Origin of the sequence: Amycolatopsis mediterranei, assembly GCF_026017845.1 — a bacterium.
GTDB lineage: Bacteria > Actinomycetota > Actinomycetes > Mycobacteriales > Pseudonocardiaceae > Amycolatopsis > Amycolatopsis mediterranei.
The window spans coordinates 5800917-5819161 of sequence record NZ_CP100416.1 but is presented as its reverse complement, the minus strand read 5'-3'; the positions used below and the strand labels follow the sequence as shown (position 1 = coordinate 5819161).

Here is an 18245-nt window from a genome sequence, read left to right as displayed (position 1 = left end):
GTCCTTTCAGGCGGTGAGCGTGCGGGCGTAGAAGTCGAGGATGCGTTCCCAGCCGTCCTTCGCGGCTTCGGGACGGTAGCTCGGGCGGTCGACGGCGAAGAACGCGTGGCCGGCGTCGGCGTAGGTATGGAACTCGTGCTCCTTGCCGTGCTTTTCCAGCTCCGCCGCCAGCACGGCCACCTCGTCCGGGCCCGGGAACTGGTCTTCGGCGCCGAAGATGCCCAGCAGCGGGCAGGACAGCTGGGGTGTCAGGCCGAGCAGCGGCTTCATCTGCCTCATGGCCTCCGGCGGGTCGTTGACGACGAACGCGCCGTAGCAGTCCACCGCCGCGTCGAGCTCCAGGGAACAGGCCGCGAGGAACGCGTGGCGGCCGCCGGAACAGTGCCCGATGACGCCGACGCGGCCGTTCGCGTTCTCCAGCGCGCGCAGGTAGTCCGCCGCGCCCGAGACGTCGCCGACCAGGCGGTCGTCCGGGATGCCGCCCGCCGCGCGGACCGTCGCGGCTGCGTCGTCGGGGTCCGCGCCCGGCGCTTCCCGCGTGTACAGGTTCGGGCAGAGCGCGTTGTAGCCCTCGACGGCGAAGCGGCGGACCATCTCCTTCGTCGCCGCGTCGTAGCCGGGCAGGTGGTGGATCACCACGACGCCGCCGCGCGGGGTCTCGTCGGTCGGTTTGGCCAGGTAGGCCTCGAGCTCGTCCCCGCCGTGGCCGGTGATGGTGACGGTGCCGGCGATGATCTCGTCGGTCATCGGTTCTCCTTCGCTTCCTCGAGTGGGTGGAGCTGCCGTGCGCCGCGTGAAGCGGACGCGATCGCGGCGACGACGGCCATCGCCGCGGCCGCGGTGAACACGACCACCAGGCCGTGGTGGAACGGGCCGGAGACCAGCCGCGGGAAGAATTCGCCGCCGGTGAGGGCGGTCCGGTCGGCCGGCGCCAGTCCGGAAAGGACGTCCGGGCCGAGCAGGTGCCCGACCGGGTTGCTGCCGAGGAACGCGGCGAACAGCGTGCTGACCGGCGGGAGCTGCGCGACGCCGTCGGCGACCGGCGCCGGGACGCCGTGGGCCTGCAGGCCGCCCGTCAGCGTCTGCGGCAGCGACGTGGCCAGCCCGGCGATCATCAGGGAGAAGAACACGCCGATCGACAGCGACGTCCCGGAGTTCTGGAACGTCGCCCGCATGCCGGAGGCGACGCCGCGCTGCTCGGTCGGCACGCTGCTCATGATCGCCGAGGTGTTGGGCGCGGCGAACATGCCCTGGCCGATGCCGCTCAGCACGAGCAGGGCGGCGAACGCCGGGTAGGAGAAGTCCACCGGCAGGGCCAGCAGGCCGAGGAACGCCGCGGCGACCAGGAGCAGCCCGCCGGTGGCCAGCGGCCGGGCGCCGAACCGGTCGGACAGGTACCCGGACACCGGCCCGGCGATGAGGAACCCGACGGTCAGCGGCAGCAGGTGGATGCCCGCCCACAGGGGCGTCCGCTCGTAGTCGTAGCCGTGCAGGGGCAGCCAGATCCCCTGCAGCCAGATGATGAGCATGAACTGCATGCCACCACGCGCGACCGAAGTCAGCAACGCGGCGATGTTGCCGGCGGCGAACGCGCGGATCCTGAACAGGGTCAGCTGGAACATCGGCGCGGCGATGCGCGTCTCGATCACGCCGAACAGCAGGAGCAGCAGCACGCCGGCGCCGATCCCGCCGAGGACCCAGGGATTGCCCCAGCCGGTGGCGGCGCCGCCGTAGGGCTGGATGCCGTAGGTGATCCCGGCGAGGACCAGCGCGGTTCCCGCCGCGAAGGTGACGTTCCCGCCCCAGTCGATCTTCGCGCGCTGCGGTGTCCCGACCTCGCGGAGGCTGCGGATCGACCAGATCGTGCCGAGCAGGCCGAACGGCACGCTCACCCAGAACACCGCGCGCCAGTCGATCTCGGCCAGCAGCCCGCCGACGACCAGGCCGAGGAACTGCCCGGCCAGCGCGGTGATCTGGTTGACGCCCAGCGCCATCCCGCGCTGCCGGGCCGGGAAGGCGTCGGTGAGGATGGCCGCCGAGTTCGCCGTCAGCATCGACCCGCCGACGGCCTGCACGATCCGCCAGCCGATCAGCCAGAGCGCGCCGGCGCCGGCGTGGAACGGGTCGAACGAGAGGGCGATCGACGCGGCGCTGAACACGACGAACCCGAGGTTGTACATCTTGACGCGGCCGAACATGTCGCCGAGCCGCCCGAGCGTCACCACCAGCACCGCCTGCACCAGCAGGTAGCCGAGGATCATCCAGAGCAGGTAGCCGATGTTGCCCGGGGCGAGCGGGTCGAGCCCGATGCCGCGGAAGATCGCCGGCAGCGAGATGATGACGATCGAGCCGTCGAGCGCGGACATCAGCACGCCGAGCGTGGTGTTCGACAGCGCGATCCACTTGTAGCTCACAGCTCGTCCGCCAGCCGCTCGATCAGCGGGATGGCCGTGATCAGCGCGCGCTGTTCGGCCGCGGTGAACTTCCCGGCCAGCACGGCCGCCATCTGCCGGGTCGTCTGCGAGCGCCGGTCGGTGAGCAGCTTGACGCCGGTTTCGGTGACCGACATCAGCACCTTGCGGCCGTCGGAGTCGTCCTTGCGCCGCTCGACCAGCCCGCGTTCGACCAGCCCGGCGAGGGTGACGCCCATGGCCTGCGGCTTGACCCGTTCGAGGTCGGCGAGACAGCCCGGGGTGGCCGGGCCCTCGCGGTCGAGCCGGGACAGAACCGAGCGTTCGGGCAGGGTCGGTTCGCCGGCGACGTAGCTCTGGCGCAGCCGCCGGACCAGCCGGCCGAGCGCGACCCGCAGGTCGGCGCTCGCCTGGAAGAGCTCCTGGTCCGTCACGATCGTCAACCTAGACTGATAAACCTGGGTTTATCAACTCGGACGGATCGGCCGCTATCGGGTGAGCCGGGAGCTTTCGCCCGGACGGGTGGAGCATCCGGTGTTACCGTCCGAAGTGGACACACATCGAGAAGGGGGCAGCCGATGACCATGCTGCACGTGCAGCACGCCGGCCACGACCACGTCCACCGTGAGGGCTGCGGCCACGCGGCGGTCCCGCACGGCGACCACATCGACTACGTGCACGAAGGGCACCTGCATCGCGCCCACGACGGCCACTTCGACGAGTGCGAAATCGCCGGGCACGTGCCGCACACCGGCCACGAACACGCCCACGGCGACGGCTGCGGCCACGTGGCGGTGCCCCACGGCGACCACGTCGACTACCTGCACGACGGCCACCGCCACGCGGTCCACGAGGACCACTACGACGACCACTGACGCCTCAGCCGGGCAGCGGGATCACGACGGTGCCCCGGCTGCCGGAGGACTCGGCGGCCAGGGTGAGCACCCGCGCCCCTTCCGGCGGCCCGGGTTCGAACGTGCGCCGTTGTCGCCCGCGGCCGCCAGGCCAACAACCCCGCGGATCTCGCCGGTCGAAATCCGCCTGCCGCCCGTTTGGCGGCTGCCCGCGCCCAGACTGTCGGCGATCAGCTTCTCCAGGTATCGCCGCCCGTCCATGCCGCCATTCTTCCGCCGCGGTCAACCGAGGTGGACGTGCTTCACCAGCCGGACCTCGCCGTCCACCTTGATCGGCACGAGGTCGGGCACGGCCGCCTTCCGTCGCGACCGGCGGGACCGCGTGGTGCTGCGGGACAGCTTCAGCTTGGCGACGGCCATCAGCGGTCGCCCCGCTTCCCGTAGCGGCGGTGGAACTTCTCGACCTGGCCGGCGCTGTCCATGATCCGCTGGGTGCCGGTCCAGAACGGGTGCGACCACGAGCTGATGTCGACCAGGACGAGCGGGTAGGTGCGGCCGTCGGACCACTCGATCGTCTTCTCGGAGGTGATGGTGGAGCGGGTCAGGAAACTGTCGCCGGTCGACGAGTCCTTGAACACCACGGGGTGGTAGTCGGGGTGGATGCCGGATTTCATCGGTCTTCCTTTCGGTTCGCCGCGATCGCGTCGTGGCGCGCCGGGTCGGGGTGACGCAGCCACTCCTCGGATCCGGCGGCCAGTTCTTCTTCGGTCAGTAGAGCGCCGCGCAGGGCCACGTCGATCTCGCCGGGCGTTGTCTGGTGCGTCACGATGACGAGTTCCTGCGCCGGGTCCCAGCGCAGGGACGCCGGCGTGCGGCGCTCGGGGGGAGGCGTCCGTCCACTCCCTCCGGGAATACGGGCGGGGTACGGTGCGTAGAGTAGATGACAATGATAACCACTATCAACTCGGCAGGGTCCTTACCCGCCGTCGCCGAGCTGAAGGCGAAGGGGTGAAGCTGTAATGGCGAAGAGCACCGACGTCCGGCCGATCATCAAGCTGCGGTCCACCGCGGGCACCGGCTACACGTACGTGACGAAGAAGAACCGCCGCAACGATCCGGACCGGATGGTCCTGCGCAAGTACGACCCCGTGGCGCGCAGGCACGTCGAGTTCAAGGAAGAGCGCTGATGGCCAAGACGTCGAAGATCGCGAAGAACGAGCGGCGGAAGGTGATCGCCGCCCGGTTCGGCGGACGCCGTCGCGCGCTCAAGGCCGTCGTTGCCGCACCCGGCTCGTCGCCCGAGGAGAAGGCGGCGGCGGTCGTCGCGCTGCAGAAACTGCCGCGCGACGCGAGCCCGGCGCGGATCCGCAACCGCGACGCCGCGGACGGCCGTCCGCGCGGCTACCTCCGGAAGTTCGGGCTGTCGCGGGTGAAGATGCGGCAGGCCGCGCACAACGGCGAGCTGCCCGGCGTCACGAAGTCGAGCTGGTGAACGGGTTTCCGGCCCGCCGCTGATATTCGGATGCGCGCACGCCGGGCGGTGCGCGACCATGGGCGTCCGAAAGGGGGCGTCGCACGAGGATGTCCTGACGATCAGGAGGTCCACGCTTGCACGCCCAGCTCACGGTCACGCCCGCCCGGCTGCCCGAGCTCCTGCTCACCACCGCCGTGGTGCGGCCGGTGTTCCTCTGGGGCGCGCCCGGGATCGGGAAGTCCTCGCTGGTGCGCGAGTTCGCGGCGTCGCTGGGGCTCGACTGCGTTTCGCTGCTGGGCACCCAGCTCGCGCCCGAAGACCTGATCGGCGTCCCGCAGATCGTCGACGGGCGCAGCCGGTTCTGCCCGCCCGAGCAGATCGCCCGCGACGAGCCGTACTGCCTGTTCCTCGACGAGCTGAACGCCGCGGGGCCTGACGTCCAGAAGGCGTTCTACTCGCTCATCCTCGACCGCCGCATCGGCTCCTACGAGCTGCCGCCGGGCTCGGTCGTGATCGGCGCCGGCAACCGCGCCACCGACCAGGCCCTGGCCCGGCCGATGGCCTCGGCCCTGGTCAACCGCCTGGTCCACGTCCACCTGCGCGCCGCGCCGGCCGACTGGCTCGCCTGGGCCGCCGGGAACGGCATCCACCCGTGGGTGATCGAGTACCTCACCCAGCGGCCGGACCATCTGTGGAGCCCGCCGCCGAAGACCGAAGAGCCGTTCTCGACGCCGCGGTCCTGGCACATGCTCTCGGACCTGCTCCACTCCGCCGGCGACCCGGCCGACGACGAGACGGTCGCCCTGCTGGCGTACGCCACCCTCACCCCGGCCCACGCCGGCGCCTTCCGCGCCTACCTCAAGGTGGCCCGGCACGCTTTCGACCTGGAAGCGATCCTCAAGGGCGACGCGCGCTGGCCGGCCGAACCGGGTGACCGCGACCTGCTCTACTTCCTCGCCGAGACCTTCCGCGCGCGGCTGGTCAAGGACCTGCCCGCGGACAAGCGGCACGCGTCGGCGGCCGTGCGCCAGTTCGCCTTCCGCGCGAAGAGCCTGCTCGTGGAGCTGGCCGAAATCTCCCTGGAGATGGCGCAGCTGGTCATCGCCGACGACGAGGCAGGCAACCCGCGGCTGCCGTCGTGGTTCCTGGTCGAGGCGGCCCGCGACCTCCCGCGGCTGGTCGCGGCGCGCGCATGAGCAACGCGCGGGCGGAGGCCCGCCGCCGGGAGCGCCGGCAGAAGGCGATCGCCGACGGCTGGGCCGCGGTGCGCGCCAACACCGTCCTGGACCACCTCGCCCGGGGCGCGAGCCTCGGCCAGGAGAGCCTGACCGGCACCGGCAGCTGGGCCGTCGTCACCGATCGCGGCGTCATCACCGCGAACCGCGCCCGCGACGCCGAACCGGGCGAGTGGGCCTGGGTGTTCGCGCATCTCCTGCTGCACCTCGGCCTCGGCCACCTCGACGACGAGACCCTCGACGACGCGGACGCCGTGACGCCGCACCTCGAAATCGATCCGGCGTACGCCGCCGCGTGCTGCGTGGCCGTCCACCGGTTCGCCGAGGCCGTCCACACCGGGACGCCGGTGGTGGCGCTGCCCGAGCTGCCGGGCACCGACGAGCTCGCCCTCGTCCGCGCGTGGCGCGAGAGGGGGATCCCGGAGCCGTTCAAGGGCCTCGGCACCGGTGGTGCGCGGCCGTGCCTGGCGCTCGCGGAGCCGATGTCCCGTTGGCAGCTGCAGTACCACGGGAAGCCGCAGCCGTGGACGGAACGCTTCGCCCGCGGGCTGATCGCCTCGGCCACCGAGGCGATGGAACGCGCCGCCGACGCGCACGGCCAGACCCGGCACCGCCGGGCGATGGGGGAGTGGGATCGCGCGCTGGCGTGGTTCGTCTCGTCGTTCCCGCTGCTCGGCGCGGTGGCGGCGGGGTTCACCCTGATCGTCGACACCGAGGTGGCCCGGGCGTGGGACATCTCCCTGGCGGCGGTCGACGCCGAGCACGGCGAGATCTACGTCAACCCGAGCGCGGCGCTGACCGCGGAGGAATGGCGGTTCGTGCTGGCCCACGAGATGCTGCACGCCGCGCTGCGGCACGACCGCCGGGCGCTGGGCCGTGACCCGTACCTGTGGAACGTCGCCTGCGACTACGTGATCAACGGCTGGCTGGTCTCGATGGGCGTGGGCGAGCTGCCCCACGGTGTCCTGCACGACCAGCAGCTGACCGGGATGTCCGCGGAGTCGGTGTACGACACGCTGACGACCGACATCCGCCGTGCCCGCAAGCTGCTGACCCTCGGCTCGCGCGAGGCCGGGGACGTGCTGGGCGACTGGCTGACCGAACCGGACGCGGTGCAGCGCCGGTCGTCGAAGCGGGCCGAGGCGAAGCCGCTGCCGTGGCGCGCGGGCGACCGGGCCGGCGGCGTCGACCTCGACGAGTTCTACCGCCGCGCGCTCACCCAGGGGCTCGAGTACCACCACGCCCAGGGCCGCGGGCTGCTGCCGGCCGGGCTCGAGCAGGAGATCCGGGCGCTCGACCACCCGCCGCTGCCGTGGGACGCGCAGCTGGCCCGCTGGTTCGACGAGCACGTCCGGGTGGAGCTGCCGGTGCGCAGCTACGCGCGGGCCTCCCGTCGCCAGTCGGCGTCGCCGGACATCCCGCGGCCGGGCCGCGTCCGCCCGGAACGCCTCGATCGGCGTGTCACCTTCGGCGTGGTGCTGGACACCTCGGGGTCGATGAACGCGGAACTGCTCGGCAAGGCCCTGGGCGCGATCGCGTCGTACGCACTGGCCCGGGACGTCCCGGCGGCGCGCGTGGTGTTCTGCGACGCCGTCGCCTACGACGCCGGCTACCTCGCGGTGGAGGACATCGCGGGCCGGGTCAAGGTGCGCGGGCGCGGCGGGACGGTCCTGCAGCCCGGCGTCGACCTGCTGCAGCGCGCCCCCGACTTCCCGGCCGACGGGCCGATCCTGATCATCACCGACGCCGCGTGCGACCACGTCCGGCCGCGCCGCGAGCACGCGTACCTGGTGCCGCGGGGCGCGCGGCTGCCGTTCGTGGCCCGCGGGCCGGTGTTCCGGGTGGCGTGACCCACGCTGGGCTGGCGCGGGAGTGAACCCCCAATAAACTCCCGGCCATGGACGACCCGCACTACCTTTCCGGCCTCCAGCTGACCGGCCGCCGCGTCGTGATGATCGGCGGCGGCACGGTCGCGCAACGCAGGCTGCCCCGGCTCATCGGCGCGGGGGCCCGTGTCGAACTGGTGTCGCCGCACACGACGCCGTCCGTGCAGGGGATGGTGGACGCGGGCGAGCTCGTCTGGCACGAGCGCCCCTACGCTCCCGGTGACCTCCGCGACGCGTGGTACGCGCTGGCCTGCACGAACGACCCCGAGGTGAACGCGGCGGTCTGCGCCGAGGCCGAGCGGGAGCGCGTGTTCTGCGTCCGGGCCGACGAAGGGGAGTCGGGGTCCGCGGTGACACCGGCGTCGGGGCGGCACGGTGGCCTGCTGTTCGGTGTCCTGTCCGGCGGCGAGCCGCTGCGCTCGGCGGCGGTCCGCGACTCGATGCTCGACGGCCTGCACAACGGCACGATCGAGGACGGCCGTCAGCCGCACCCGGAGGGCACGCTGCCCGGGGTGGCGCTGGTCGGCGGCGGCCCGGGCGACCCGGAGCTGATCACGGTCCGCGGCCGGCGCCTGCTGTCGCGCGCGGACGTCGTGGTGGTGGACCGGCTGGCGCCCCGCGAGCTGCTCGACGAGCTCGCGCCCGAGGTGGAGATCGTCGACGCGGCGAAGATCCCGTACGGCCGCGCGGCCAGCCAGGACGTCATCAACAGCACGCTGATCGAGCGCGCCAAGGAGGGCAAGTTCGTCGTCCGCCTCAAGGGCGGCGACCCCTACCTGTTCGGCCGCGGCTTCGAGGAGGTGCTCGCCTGCGCCGAGGCGGGCGTCCCGGTGACGATGGTCCCGGGCATCACGAGCGCGTTCGCGGTCCCGGCGGTGGCGGACGTCCCGGTCACCCACCGCGGCGTGGCCCACGAGGTGGTGGTGGTCTCCGGCCACGTCGCCCCGGACGACGACCGGTCGTTGGTGGACTGGGAGCTGCTGGCCCGGATGAAGGGCACGATCGTGCTGATGATGGGGGTAGAGCGGCTCCCGCAGTTCGCAAAGGCCCTCCTGGACGGCGGCCGCCCGGCCGACACCCCGGTGGCGATCATCGAGGACGGCACGATGCGCACCCAGCGCAGTCTCCGGTCCACTTTGGACACGGTGGTCACCGACGCGGCGGCGTCCGGAGTCCGCCCGCCCGCGGTGATCGTGATCGGCCCGGTGGCCGGCCTCGCCCCGGTGTCCTGAGGGGAATCTCGCGTGCGCCGGCGGGCATCACGCGTGATCAGCGGGGCATCACCGCGAGCCCTTCATCACGCATGATGCCCGCCCAGTCACGCTTGATGCCCCTCCAATCACGCGAGTTGCGCCTTCGATCACGCGAGTTACGGGTCTGACCATGCCGAGCGCAGTCGGCCGGCAGCGGTGAGGACGGCTTCGGCGACTTCGGCCGGCGGTCTGGTGCCGTCGATGATCGTCGCGCCGAGGCGCCGGCGTTTTCGTCGAGGGCCGCCGCCGGCTCCTCCGGGTGGTTGCCGAAGCTGTTCGTGGTGCGGGTCAGGAGCCGGTGGCGGAGCGAGTCGTCGTCCGTCCGCGTCGACCGCGGGCGCGCCCCGGGCTTTCAGCAGCGCGCAAACCGCCGACTTGCCGGCCCCGGAGTTGCCGGTCACCCACACCAGCGGCAACTCAGTCCTCGTAGCAGCTCGCGGCGAAATCCCGGATCGCGTCCGAGAGCCGGGTCGGGTCGAGCCGCAGCTCGACCGGGCTGCGGGCCTGGACGAACTCCGCGTCCGGCATGTCGACCGCCAGGGTGTCCGCGTCACCGAACGGGTGGATCGGGTCGCCCTGGTGGCCGATCACCAGTGCGCGCGTCGTGATCTTGCGGCGGACCGACTTCGGCGGCGCGATCCGGCCGAACAGCACCCCGTGCAGCAGGGCCGCCATCGAGGCCGGGCGCTGCGAGAGCGTGTCGGTGACGACGTCGACCCACTGGTTGCCGTGCGGGACCGCCGAGGCCGCCAGCGCCACCGCCTGCACCGTGAACGGCAGGAACCGGGCCGCCATCAGCAGCGGCGCGAACGTGAACAGGCCGGCGACGATCGCGTTGTCCAGCACCGGCATCTCGACGATCAGCCCGCGCGCCCGCGAAGGGGCCTGCACCGCCACTTCCAGCGAGACGTTCGCCCCCAGTGACGTCCCGCCGATCACGGCGGAGGACACCTCGAGGTGGTCCAGCAGGGCGAGGGTCTGCTCGGCGAAGGAGGGCATCGAGTACAGCCACGACTCGGTCGGCCGGTCGGAGTCGCCGTGGCCGAGCAGGTCGAGGGTGATCACCCGGAAGCCCGCGCGGGCCAGCCGGCGGGCCAGCGGGGCGTGCATCCGGCGGGTCAGCATGATGCCGTGGGTGAGGACGACGACCTTGTCGCCGCTGCCGAACTCGGTGTACCAGAGCCGGTGTCCCTCGTGGTCGAACGAGCCGGTCAGCTCGATCGGGCGGGACGAGCGCCGCGCGGGCGCCGACGGCGGGTCCGGTTCGATCACGGTCGCGCTACTGGCCGGGCTCATGTCCCACCGTCCTCCCCTGATCGTGGCGTCGTTCTTTCAGGAAAGCATCCCGTGCCCGCCCCGGCACGGTGACGCGGGCGGCAATTGGCAAGGTGCCAATGGCGGGTCGTCACGGCCATGGGTCAAGATGACCCCATGACCGCTACTGCTGACAGTCTGCCCGACCTGGTCTCCTTGAAGGTCGACGTCGACGGCCACGTGGCCGAAGTGACGCTTCTCGGCCCGTCGAAGGGCAACGCGATGGGCCCGGACTTCTGGCGCGAGCTGCCCCTGGTGTTCCGCGCGCTGGACGCCGACCCGCAGGTCAGGGCCGTGGTGCTCACCGGCAGCGGCAAGCACTTCTCCTACGGTCTCGACCTGCCGGCGATGATGGGCGACTGGGCGCCGATGCTGGGCGGGGACAGCCTGGCCGGCCCGCGCACGGCGTTCCTCGACCAGGTCCGGTCGCTGCAGGCGGCGGTCGGCTCGATCGCGGAATGCCGCAAACCGGTCGTCGCGGCCGTCTCGGGCTGGTGCATCGGCGGCGGGGTCGACGTCGTCGCGGCCGCCGACGTCCGGCTGGCCAGCGCCGACGCCAAGTTCAGCGTCCGCGAGGTGCGCGTGGCCATCGTCGCCGACCTCGGCAGCCTGCAGCGGCTCGCCTCGATCATCGGTGAGGGGCACCTGCGGGAGCTCGCCCTCACCGGCAAGGACGTCGACGCCGCCCGCGCCGAGAAGATCGGCCTGGTCAACGACGTCTACGAGGACCAGGACGCGGTGCTGAAGGCCGCGCGCGAACTCGCCGGCGAGATCGCTGCGAACCCGCCGCTGGTGGTGCAAGGTACGAAGCAGGTACTGGCGGCGAACACCGAGCGCCAGGTCGCCGACGGCCTCCGGTACGTCGCCGCCTGGAACTCGGCGTTCCTGCCCAGCAAGGACCTCGGCGAAGCGGTCCAGGCGTTCATGGAACGGCGCGCGCCGGAGTTCAAGGGCGAATAACGGAGGAGGCAGCGTGAGCGCTTCGGAGGTCCACCACGCGTTCCGCGTCGCGCGGGACTACCTGTTGACCCACCGCGAGGACTACGACACGGCGTACCGCGACTTCGCCTGGCCGGAGTTCGACGAGTTCAACTGGGCGATCGACTGGTTCGACGTCGTCGCGCACGACCCGGACAACGCCGAGCGGTACGCGCTGTGGATCGTCGAGGAGGACGGCACCGAGAACCGCTGGACCTACCCGGAGCTGTCCGGCCGGTCCAACCAGGTGGCGAACTGGCTGCGGAACCTCGGCGTCCGCCGCGGCGACCGGCTGATCCTCATGCTGGGCAACCAGGGCGAGCTGTGGGAGACGATCCTCGCCGCGATCAAGCTCGGCGCGGTGATCATCCCGGCCTCCACCCTGCTCGGGCCGGCCGACCTGGCCGACCGGGTGGAGCGCGGCGCCGCCAAGCACGTCGTCGTCCGCTCGGTGGACGCGCCGAAGTTCGACGGCGTGACCGGCGACTACACCCGGATCGTGGTGGGGGAGCCGGTCGACGGCTGGCACTCGTACTCGGCGGCGTTCGCCGAGTCGCCGGAATACGCCCCGGACGGCCCCACGCAGGCCGGCGACCCGCTGCTGCTGTACTTCACCTCCGGCACGACCGCGAAGCCGAAGCTGGTGCAGCACACGCACGTCTCGTACCCCGTGGGCCACCTGTCCACGATGTACTGGATCGGGCTGGAGCCCGGCGACGTCCACTTGAACATCTCCTCGCCGGGCTGGGCGAAGCACGCGTGGAGCAACTTCTTCGCGCCGTTCAACGCCGAGGCGACGGTGTTCCTCTACAACTACGGCCGGTTCGACGCGGGCGCCCTGATGGCGCAGATGGACCGCTGCGGCGTGACGAGCTTCTGCGCGCCGCCGACGGTGTGGCGGATGCTCATCCAGGCCGATCTGACGGCGCTCGGCACACGGCCGCGCAAGGTCGTCGGGGCGGGGGAGCCGCTCAACCCCGAGGTGATCGAGCAGGTCCGGAAGTCGTGGGGCGTCACCATCCGCGACGGCTTCGGCCAGACCGAAAGCAGCGTTCAGATCGCGAACACGCCGGGCCAGGACGTCGTGCCCGGTTCGATGGGCCGCCCGCTGCCCGGCTTCGTGGTGGCGCTGGTGGACCCGGTCAGCGGCGAGCGCGCCACGGAGGGCGAGATCTGCCTGGACCTCGCCCACCGGCCGGTGGGCCTGATGACCGGGTACGCGGACGACGACGAGCGCACGTCGGCGGCCTTCGGCGGCGGCTTCTACCACACCGGTGACGTCGCTTCGGTCGACGAACGCGGCTACCTCACCTACGTCGGGCGCACCGACGACGTGTTCAAGGCGTCGGACTACCGCATCTCGCCGTTCGAACTGGAGAGCGTCCTCATCGAGCACGAGGCGGTGGCCGAGGCGGCGGTCGTCCCGGCCCCCGACCCGATCCGGCTCGCGGTGCCCAAGGCCTACGTCGTGCTGGCCGTGGGGTTCTCCGCGGACGCCGAGACCGCGCGGTCGATCCTGGCGTACTGCCGGGAGCACCTGGCGCCGTACAAGCGGATCCGCCGGCTGGAGTTCGCGGAGCTGCCGAAGACGATCTCGGGCAAGATCCGCCGCGTCGAGCTGCGGGGCCGCGAGAGCGACCCGAAGCGCGGCCAGGGGACCGAGTACCGCGAAGAGGACTTCCCGGACCTCAAGTCCTGACGGGTCAGCCGCGCTTGCCCTCGACCTGGCGGCCGTCCTCGGTCGAGCACGCCGTCACCGGGTCGTTCGGGCCGCTGCCGCACGTCCACTCGTCGAGGACGATCGGGCCCGGGCCGTCGGCGTCGTTCGCCTCGGCCGGGGTCAGCTTCGCGAAGTAGTCCTTCAGCAGCTTCGTCGCCGCGGCGCACTCGACCTTGCCGTGCGCGACGACCGCTGTCTTCGCGCCGCCCGCACCGGTCACGTCGCCGCCCGGCACGCCGGGGGCCGTCGACCCGGCCGCCGCCGCGGCGGCGGGCACCGGAGCGGGTGCGGCGGACGACGGCGCGGCGGGCGCCGGGTCGCCGCCGCAGCCGGCCAGTGCGGCGGCCGCGGCGACGAGCAGCAAGGGGTACGCGAGTGTCTTCATGGGCCCTTCAGGAGCGCGAGGAGATCGGAACGGACTCACTCGGACGGCACGACGGCGGCGAAGACCGTCTGCTCGCCCTTGGTGCAGGTGGTGCCGCCCTGGGCGGCAGGCGGCCCGGAGGTGCACAGCCAGCCGTCGACGGTCTCGTTCACCGCGTCGTTCGAGCCGGCGCCCTGGCGCCCGGCGATCTTGCGGTGGAAGTCGCCGACCAGCTTCGTCGCCGAGACGCAGCTGACCCCGGCGGACCCGCTGTCGAAGACGTAGAGGGTGAGCCCGCTGGCGGCGGTGACGGTGCCGCACGACCCGGGCACCGACGGCGGCGGCCCGGACGGCTTGGTCACCGGGGCGGGCGCGGACTCGCTGCCGCCGGGCGCCGGTGGCGGCGGCGGGGTGCCGGCCGACGTCGGCGCGGACGTCGGAGCAGTCGAGGACGGCGGCGCCGGGGGAGCCTGCGCGGCGGGATCGCCGGAGCAGGCGGCGAGCGCGGGCAGGGCGAGGCAGGCCACGAGCCACGTCCTCGTGGTGGTCGGGTGGGGCACCGCGATCCTTCCTCCCCGGTCAGCTCGGTCCCCGCGCGGCCACGCGCCCACGGGTGTGCCGGAGATTACAACAGCGGGCAGGCGGCCGGTCCGGTGGCTGCCGGAATGACGTCCACAATGGACGATTAACATCCCGTTCACGCTCCGAAACCTCCCGCAGTCATCAAGAATCGATCGGTCTAATTCGCGCCGCGACGGTTAACAATCCGGCCCCGCGCGCCGAAGATCTTGGTGGAGGCCGAAGGGCTTCCCCGTCCCGAATCCCCGTCCCGAATCCGTGAGAGCGATGAACGCCGACGCTGTGACCAGCACCGAAGACCCGTCCAGTCCGCCGACCGTCCCGAGCACCGTGGTCTGGTGCTGCGGCCGCCCCTACGTCCTCGAGGGCCGAGCCGGCCGCGCCCGCTGGATGGGCACCGACTACCGGGGCCGCCCGGAGTCGCTGACCAGCGCCGAACTGCAGCGACGCGGGTGGAGCCACCGCCGCCGCGCGAGCTGATCCGATCCAGGCCACGGGGGCCCGGCCGGCCCGAGGGGTGCGGGCCGGGCTGCCCCGCCGGCCGTCACACCGGCGTGCCACCACCGGGCGGCCCGGGCCCGTGCCGCTGTTTAATGGCCCGGTGAGCACAGCCGCCCCCGAACCCGCCGCTCAGGCCGGTGCCGAGCCGTCGTTGCTGCGGCAGGCCCTGAACGTCCCCAACATCCTCTCCCTGCTGCGGCTGGCCGGGGTCCCCGTCTTCCTCTGGCTGCTGCTCGGCCCGCAAGAAGACGGCTGGGCGCTCGCCCTGCTCGTGTTCAGCGCCCTGACCGACTGGCTCGACGGCAAGCTCGCCCGCTGGCTCAACCAGATGTCCCGGCTCGGGCAGCTGCTCGACCCGGCCGCGGACCGGCTGTACATCCTGGCCACCCTCGTCGCCTTCCTCGTGCGCGGCATCATCCCGTGGTGGGTCGTCGTCCCCCTGGTCCTGCGGGAGGCCGTGCTCGGCGTCTGCGTCGTCACCCTGCGCCGCCGCGGCTTCGCGCCGCCCGAGGTCACCTACATCGGGAAGGGAGCCACCTTCGTCCTGATGTACGCCTTCCCGTTCCTGCTGCTCGCGCAGGGCGGCTCGGACGTCGCCGCGGTCGCGCGGCCGATCGGCTACGCCTTCACCATCTGGGGCGCCGTCCTCTACGTCTGGTCCGGCGTGCTCTACGTCGTGCAGGCGCGCAACGCCCTGCGCGGCACCGGAGCGGAATGAGCTTCGGCCGGGTCGTGGCGGGCGGCTGGGCCGTGTGGGTGTAAGACTTCGCCCAACACTTTTCGCCAGTGAGGGCATGAAAGGGGACCGGCGTTGTCCGCTCCTGAAGAGCTTCGCTACACCGAGGAACACGAGTGGGTCGCCACCCGCGGCGAGGACACCCTCGTGCGCGTCGGCATCACCGAGTACGCGCAGGACCAGCTCGGCGACGTCGTGTTCGTCGACCTGCCCGACGTCGGCAGGCAGGTGAGCGCGGGCGACGTCTTCGGCGAGGTCGAGTCGACCAAGAGCGTCTCCGAGCTGTTCGCGCCGGTCGACGGGGAGGTCGTGGCCGTCAACGACGCCGTCGCCGACTCGCCCGAGCTGATCAACAGCGATCCCTACGGCGAGGGCTGGCTGATCGAGATCCGGCTCGACGACCCGGCGGGCCTGGAAGCCCTGCTCGAAGCCGAGGCGTACGACGCCCTGACCAAGGGCTGAACCCCGCGCCCACCCGGTCGGACCAGCACTGCGCCGGTTCGGGGAGCCGGGGCTCGGAGAATCGATCAGGCACGGTACGTTGGCAGCTACACGTTCTTGAGTACTGGCAACACAGCATGTGTGGAGGAGAGCTCAGGTGAGCACGAACGACGGGCCCGGCGGCGTTCCCCCGGAGCAGTCTCCGGAGCGGACCTCTGTCTTCCGGGCCGACTTCCTGGCCGAAGCCGAAGGCCGCGAGCCCGCCCCGGAAGCCCCGGTCCAGGGTGTCGACGCCCTGCCCCCGGGTTCTGCCCTGCTGGTCGTGAAGCGCGGGCCGAACGCGGGTTCGCGGTTCCTGCTCGACCGCGACACCACCAGCGCCGGGCGGCACCCGGACAGCGACATCTTCCTCGACGACGTCACCGTCTCCCGCCGGCACGCCGAATTCCGGCGTGAGGGCGGCGAGTTCGTCGTCATCGACGTCGGCAGCCTCAACGGCACCTACGTCAACCGCGAGCCGGTCGACCAGGCGGTGCTCGCCGGCGGCGACGAGGTGCAGATCGGGAAGTTCCGCCTGGTCTTCCTGACCGGCCCGGGGCACGGGGGCCAGGGGGCGCAGTGACGGCGGCCGGGCGGCCACAGAACCACGGGTTGAGCATCGGGGCGGTCCTCGCGCAGCTGCGCGGCGACTTCCCCGATGTCACCATCTCCAAGATCCGGTTCCTCGAAGCGGAAGGCCTGGTCCAACCGGGCCGGACGCCGTCGGGCTACCGGCAGTTCGCCGCGGCGGACGTGGAGCGATTGAGGTTCGTCCTGGCCGCCCAGCGGGATCACTACCTCCCGCTGAAGGTCATCAAGGAACAGCTGGACGCGGCGGACTCGGGGGTCGCGCCCGCCGCGGCGCTGCCCCGCCCGCCGCGCCGGCTGGTGCCGATCGACGCGCCGGCGGAGAACGTCGGCCTGCCCGTGGCGGACGACTTCACCGCGGGCAAGGAACTGCGCCTGACCCAGGAGGAGCTCCTGGAGCAGGCCGGCATCGACGCGCCGGTCCTGGCCGAGCTGCAGCAGTACGGCCTGGTCCGGCCCGGTCCCGCCGGGTTCTTCGATCCGGACGCGGTCCTGGTCGCCCGGACGGTCAAGGCGATGACCGAATTCGGGATCGAGCCGAGACACCTGCGTGCCTTCCGCGCCGCGGCCGACCGCGAGGTCGGGCTGCTGGAGCAGATCGTGACGCCGGTGTACCGGCACCGCGACCCGGAAGCCAAGGCGCGGGCCGACGAGGTGGTGCGGGAGCTGGCGGCGCTGTCGGTGACCCTGCACACGCTCCTCGTCAAGGCCGGAATCCGCGGCGTCTCCGGGTGTTGATCGATAACGGGGCAGTGAGATCCTCTTTTCGGTCCCATGTCAATGACTGAATGTTCGGCACCGCATGCCGTACCGTGAAGGCACGGGTTTGCGGCAGGCGAACCGAGAGAGTCCGGACAGCGAGCACAGCGCACGGATGACGGGTAGCGTCGGGAGTATGGGCGTGAAGCCGGTTCAGCGCTGCAGCCCGTGTGCACGAGAGGGAGGCGAAGCCCGATGAGCGAAATGCGCGTCGTCGGTGTGCGGGTCGAGCTGCCCGCGAATCAGCCGATCTTGTTGCTGCGGGAGACCGAAGGTGAACGGTACCTGCCGATCTGGATCGGCTCGGTCGAAGCCACCGCCATCGCCTTGGAGCAGCAGGGGGTCCGCCCCGCCCGCCCGCTCACGCATGACCTGCTGAAAGAGGTCATCGGAGCGCTCGGCCGGGAGCTGGAGCAGGTCGTCATCACCGACCTGAAGGAGGGCACGTTCTTCGCGGAGCTCGTGTTCGACGGCGACATCCGGGTGTCCGCCCGGCCGAGCGACTCGGTCGCGCTGGCCCTGCGGATCGGCGTCCCCATCCACGCCGTGGATTCGGTGCTGGAGGAAGCCGGCCTCATCATCCCGGACGAGCAGGAGGACGAGGTCGAGAAGTTCCGCGAGTTCCTCGACTCCGTGTCGCCCGAAGACTTCCGCGGAGCCGATACGTAAGAACTTGCCTTGACGCGGACGTCAACGTCTAGCGTCGATGGCATGCGGATCGGAGAACTTGCGCAGCGCACGGGTACCACTACCCGTGCGCTGCGGTTTTACGAGGACCAAGGCCTCCTGACGGCCCGGCGCTCGGCCAACGGCTACCGCGACTACGGCGAGGACGACCTCCAGCTGGTCAAGGAGATCCAGACCCTCCAGACGGTCGGCCTGACCCTCGAGGAGACGCGCCCCTTCGTCGAGTGCCTGCGCAGCGGCCACGAAACCGGCGACGCGTGCGCGAACTCCATCGAGGTGTACCGGCGCAAGCTCGAAGAAGCCGACGCGCTACTCGCCCGGCTCGGCGGCATCCGCGGCGAACTGGCCGCGAAACTCGCCGCCGCCCTGGCGCGGCAGGCGCCCGATCCGTGTGTCGTTCCCGATTCCCCACGCGCCTGATAGGAG

24 protein-coding genes are annotated in these 18245 nt (G+C 71.8%); 15 read left to right on the top strand and 9 right to left on the bottom strand.

Annotated elements, in window-relative coordinates:
- Window positions 1-6: 6 nt before the first annotated feature.
- Genes ISP_RS26085 through ISP_RS26075 form a run of 3 tightly spaced genes read right to left on the bottom strand, consistent with a single transcriptional unit; the run spans window position 7 to window position 2845 of the window.
- Window positions 7-747: a dienelactone hydrolase family protein gene (locus ISP_RS26085; protein ID WP_013226837.1), complete on the bottom strand. Its 741-nt coding sequence runs from the start codon at window positions 745-747 to the stop codon at window positions 7-9.
- On the bottom strand, window positions 744-2414 hold the full coding sequence (locus ISP_RS26080; RefSeq protein WP_013226836.1) for an MFS transporter: 1671 nt from the start codon (window positions 2412-2414) through the stop codon (window positions 744-746). Before ISP_RS26080 ends, ISP_RS26085 begins: the two co-directional genes overlap by 4 nt.
- Window positions 2411-2845, bottom strand: a complete 435-nt coding sequence (locus tag ISP_RS26075) for a MarR family winged helix-turn-helix transcriptional regulator (RefSeq protein ID WP_034284623.1) — start codon at window positions 2843-2845, stop codon at window positions 2411-2413. Before ISP_RS26075 ends, ISP_RS26080 begins: the two co-directional genes overlap by 4 nt.
- A 144-nt stretch (window positions 2846-2989) precedes the next feature.
- Between ISP_RS26075 and ISP_RS26070 the strand changes: the two genes are divergently transcribed.
- Window positions 2990-3286: a hypothetical protein gene (locus ISP_RS26070; RefSeq protein ID WP_013226834.1), complete on the top strand. Its 297-nt coding sequence runs from the start codon at window positions 2990-2992 to the stop codon at window positions 3284-3286.
- A gap of 261 nt (window positions 3287-3547) precedes the next feature.
- Here ISP_RS26070 and rpmF read toward each other — a convergent pair whose 3' ends face one another.
- From rpmF to ISP_RS26055, 3 genes are read right to left on the bottom strand one after another with little or no spacing between them, the layout of a single operon-like run.
- Window positions 3548-3685, bottom strand: coding sequence for a 50S ribosomal protein L32 (gene rpmF / locus ISP_RS26065; RefSeq protein WP_013226833.1), 138 nt, complete (start codon window positions 3683-3685; stop codon window positions 3548-3550).
- Entirely contained in the window at window positions 3685-3939 is a 255-nt protein-coding gene (locus tag ISP_RS26060) for a type B 50S ribosomal protein L31 (protein WP_013226832.1), read from the bottom strand. The genes rpmF and ISP_RS26060 overlap by 1 nt, the downstream gene beginning before the upstream one ends.
- Window positions 3936-4091, bottom strand: coding sequence for a hypothetical protein (locus ISP_RS26055; protein WP_014467189.1), 156 nt, complete (start codon window positions 4089-4091; stop codon window positions 3936-3938). The genes ISP_RS26060 and ISP_RS26055 overlap by 4 nt, the downstream gene beginning before the upstream one ends.
- Window positions 4092-4284: 193 nt before the next feature.
- On the opposite strand from ISP_RS26055, the gene rpmG reads away from it, so the two are divergent.
- The 5 genes from rpmG to cobA all read left to right on the top strand — a co-directional run bounded on the left by rpmG (window position 4285) and on the right by cobA (window position 9092).
- A complete protein-coding gene (gene rpmG, locus ISP_RS26050; RefSeq protein WP_013226831.1) occupies window positions 4285-4452 on the top strand; it encodes a 50S ribosomal protein L33 in 168 nt (55 codons plus the stop codon).
- Complete coding sequence (gene rpsN / locus ISP_RS26045) at window positions 4452-4757, top strand: 30S ribosomal protein S14 (protein WP_013226830.1); 306 nt, start codon at window positions 4452-4454, stop codon at window positions 4755-4757. Before rpmG ends, rpsN begins: the two co-directional genes overlap by 1 nt.
- A 116-nt stretch (window positions 4758-4873) precedes the next feature.
- Window positions 4874-5935 carry an ATP-binding protein gene (locus ISP_RS26040; protein ID WP_013226829.1) on the top strand — a complete coding sequence of 354 codons (1062 nt, stop codon included), beginning with the start codon at window positions 4874-4876 and terminating at the stop codon, window positions 5933-5935.
- Complete coding sequence (locus ISP_RS26035; RefSeq protein ID WP_013226828.1) at window positions 5932-7824, top strand: vWA domain-containing protein; 1893 nt, start codon at window positions 5932-5934, stop codon at window positions 7822-7824. Before ISP_RS26040 ends, ISP_RS26035 begins: the two co-directional genes overlap by 4 nt.
- A 47-nt stretch (window positions 7825-7871) precedes the next feature.
- Complete coding sequence (gene cobA, locus ISP_RS26030; protein ID WP_013226827.1) at window positions 7872-9092, top strand: uroporphyrinogen-III C-methyltransferase; 1221 nt, start codon at window positions 7872-7874, stop codon at window positions 9090-9092.
- Between the two features lie 438 nt (window positions 9093-9530).
- Here cobA and ISP_RS26025 read toward each other — a convergent pair whose 3' ends face one another.
- Window positions 9531-10409 (bottom strand): alpha/beta fold hydrolase, encoded by an 879-nt coding sequence (locus ISP_RS26025; protein ID WP_014467188.1) that lies wholly within the window; start codon window positions 10407-10409, stop codon window positions 9531-9533.
- A gap of 135 nt (window positions 10410-10544) precedes the next feature.
- Between ISP_RS26025 and ISP_RS26020 the strand changes: the two genes are divergently transcribed.
- Both ISP_RS26020 and ISP_RS26015 read left to right on the top strand, forming a co-directional pair.
- Window positions 10545-11387 carry a crotonase/enoyl-CoA hydratase family protein gene (locus ISP_RS26020; RefSeq protein WP_013226825.1) on the top strand — a complete coding sequence of 281 codons (843 nt, stop codon included), beginning with the start codon at window positions 10545-10547 and terminating at the stop codon, window positions 11385-11387.
- 13 nt (window positions 11388-11400) lie between these two features.
- Window positions 11401-13104 carry an AMP-binding protein gene (locus ISP_RS26015; protein ID WP_013226824.1) on the top strand — a complete coding sequence of 568 codons (1704 nt, stop codon included), beginning with the start codon at window positions 11401-11403 and terminating at the stop codon, window positions 13102-13104.
- A 4-nt stretch (window positions 13105-13108) separates the two neighbouring features.
- Here ISP_RS26015 and ISP_RS26010 read toward each other — a convergent pair whose 3' ends face one another.
- Both ISP_RS26010 and ISP_RS26005 read right to left on the bottom strand, forming a co-directional pair.
- A complete protein-coding gene (locus tag ISP_RS26010) occupies window positions 13109-13510 on the bottom strand; it encodes a hypothetical protein (RefSeq protein ID WP_265049858.1) in 402 nt (133 codons plus the stop codon).
- Window positions 13511-13545: 35 nt separating this feature from the next.
- Window positions 13546-14049 carry a hypothetical protein gene (locus ISP_RS26005; RefSeq protein WP_013226822.1) on the bottom strand — a complete coding sequence of 168 codons (504 nt, stop codon included), beginning with the start codon at window positions 14047-14049 and terminating at the stop codon, window positions 13546-13548.
- Between the two features lie 286 nt (window positions 14050-14335).
- On the opposite strand from ISP_RS26005, the gene ISP_RS26000 reads away from it, so the two are divergent.
- The 7 genes from ISP_RS26000 (at window position 14336) to ISP_RS25970 (ending at window position 18239) form a co-directional block, all read left to right on the top strand.
- Window positions 14336-14548, top strand: coding sequence for a hypothetical protein (locus tag ISP_RS26000; protein ID WP_013226821.1), 213 nt, complete (start codon window positions 14336-14338; stop codon window positions 14546-14548).
- 121 nt (window positions 14549-14669) lie between these two features.
- A complete protein-coding gene (locus ISP_RS25995) occupies window positions 14670-15287 on the top strand; it encodes a CDP-alcohol phosphatidyltransferase family protein (protein WP_013226820.1) in 618 nt (205 codons plus the stop codon).
- Window positions 15288-15380: 93 nt separating this feature from the next.
- Window positions 15381-15767 (top strand): glycine cleavage system protein GcvH, encoded by a 387-nt coding sequence (gene gcvH, locus ISP_RS25990; protein WP_013226819.1) that lies wholly within the window; start codon window positions 15381-15383, stop codon window positions 15765-15767.
- Window positions 15768-15903: 136 nt separating this feature from the next.
- Entirely contained in the window at window positions 15904-16368 is a 465-nt protein-coding gene (garA, locus tag ISP_RS25985) for a glycogen accumulation regulator GarA (protein WP_004559567.1), read from the top strand.
- Entirely contained in the window at window positions 16365-17111 is a 747-nt protein-coding gene (gene ftsR, locus ISP_RS25980) for a transcriptional regulator FtsR (protein ID WP_014467185.1), read from the top strand. The genes garA and ftsR overlap by 4 nt, the downstream gene beginning before the upstream one ends.
- A 216-nt stretch (window positions 17112-17327) precedes the next feature.
- Window positions 17328-17801 (top strand): bifunctional nuclease family protein, encoded by a 474-nt coding sequence (locus ISP_RS25975; protein ID WP_004559569.1) that lies wholly within the window; start codon window positions 17328-17330, stop codon window positions 17799-17801.
- 42 nt (window positions 17802-17843) lie between these two features.
- The gene (locus ISP_RS25970; RefSeq protein ID WP_013226817.1) at window positions 17844-18239 is read left to right on the top strand and encodes a MerR family transcriptional regulator; all 396 of its coding nucleotides are present in this window, start codon (window positions 17844-17846) and stop codon (window positions 18237-18239) included.
- Window positions 18240-18245: the final 6 nt, after the last annotated feature.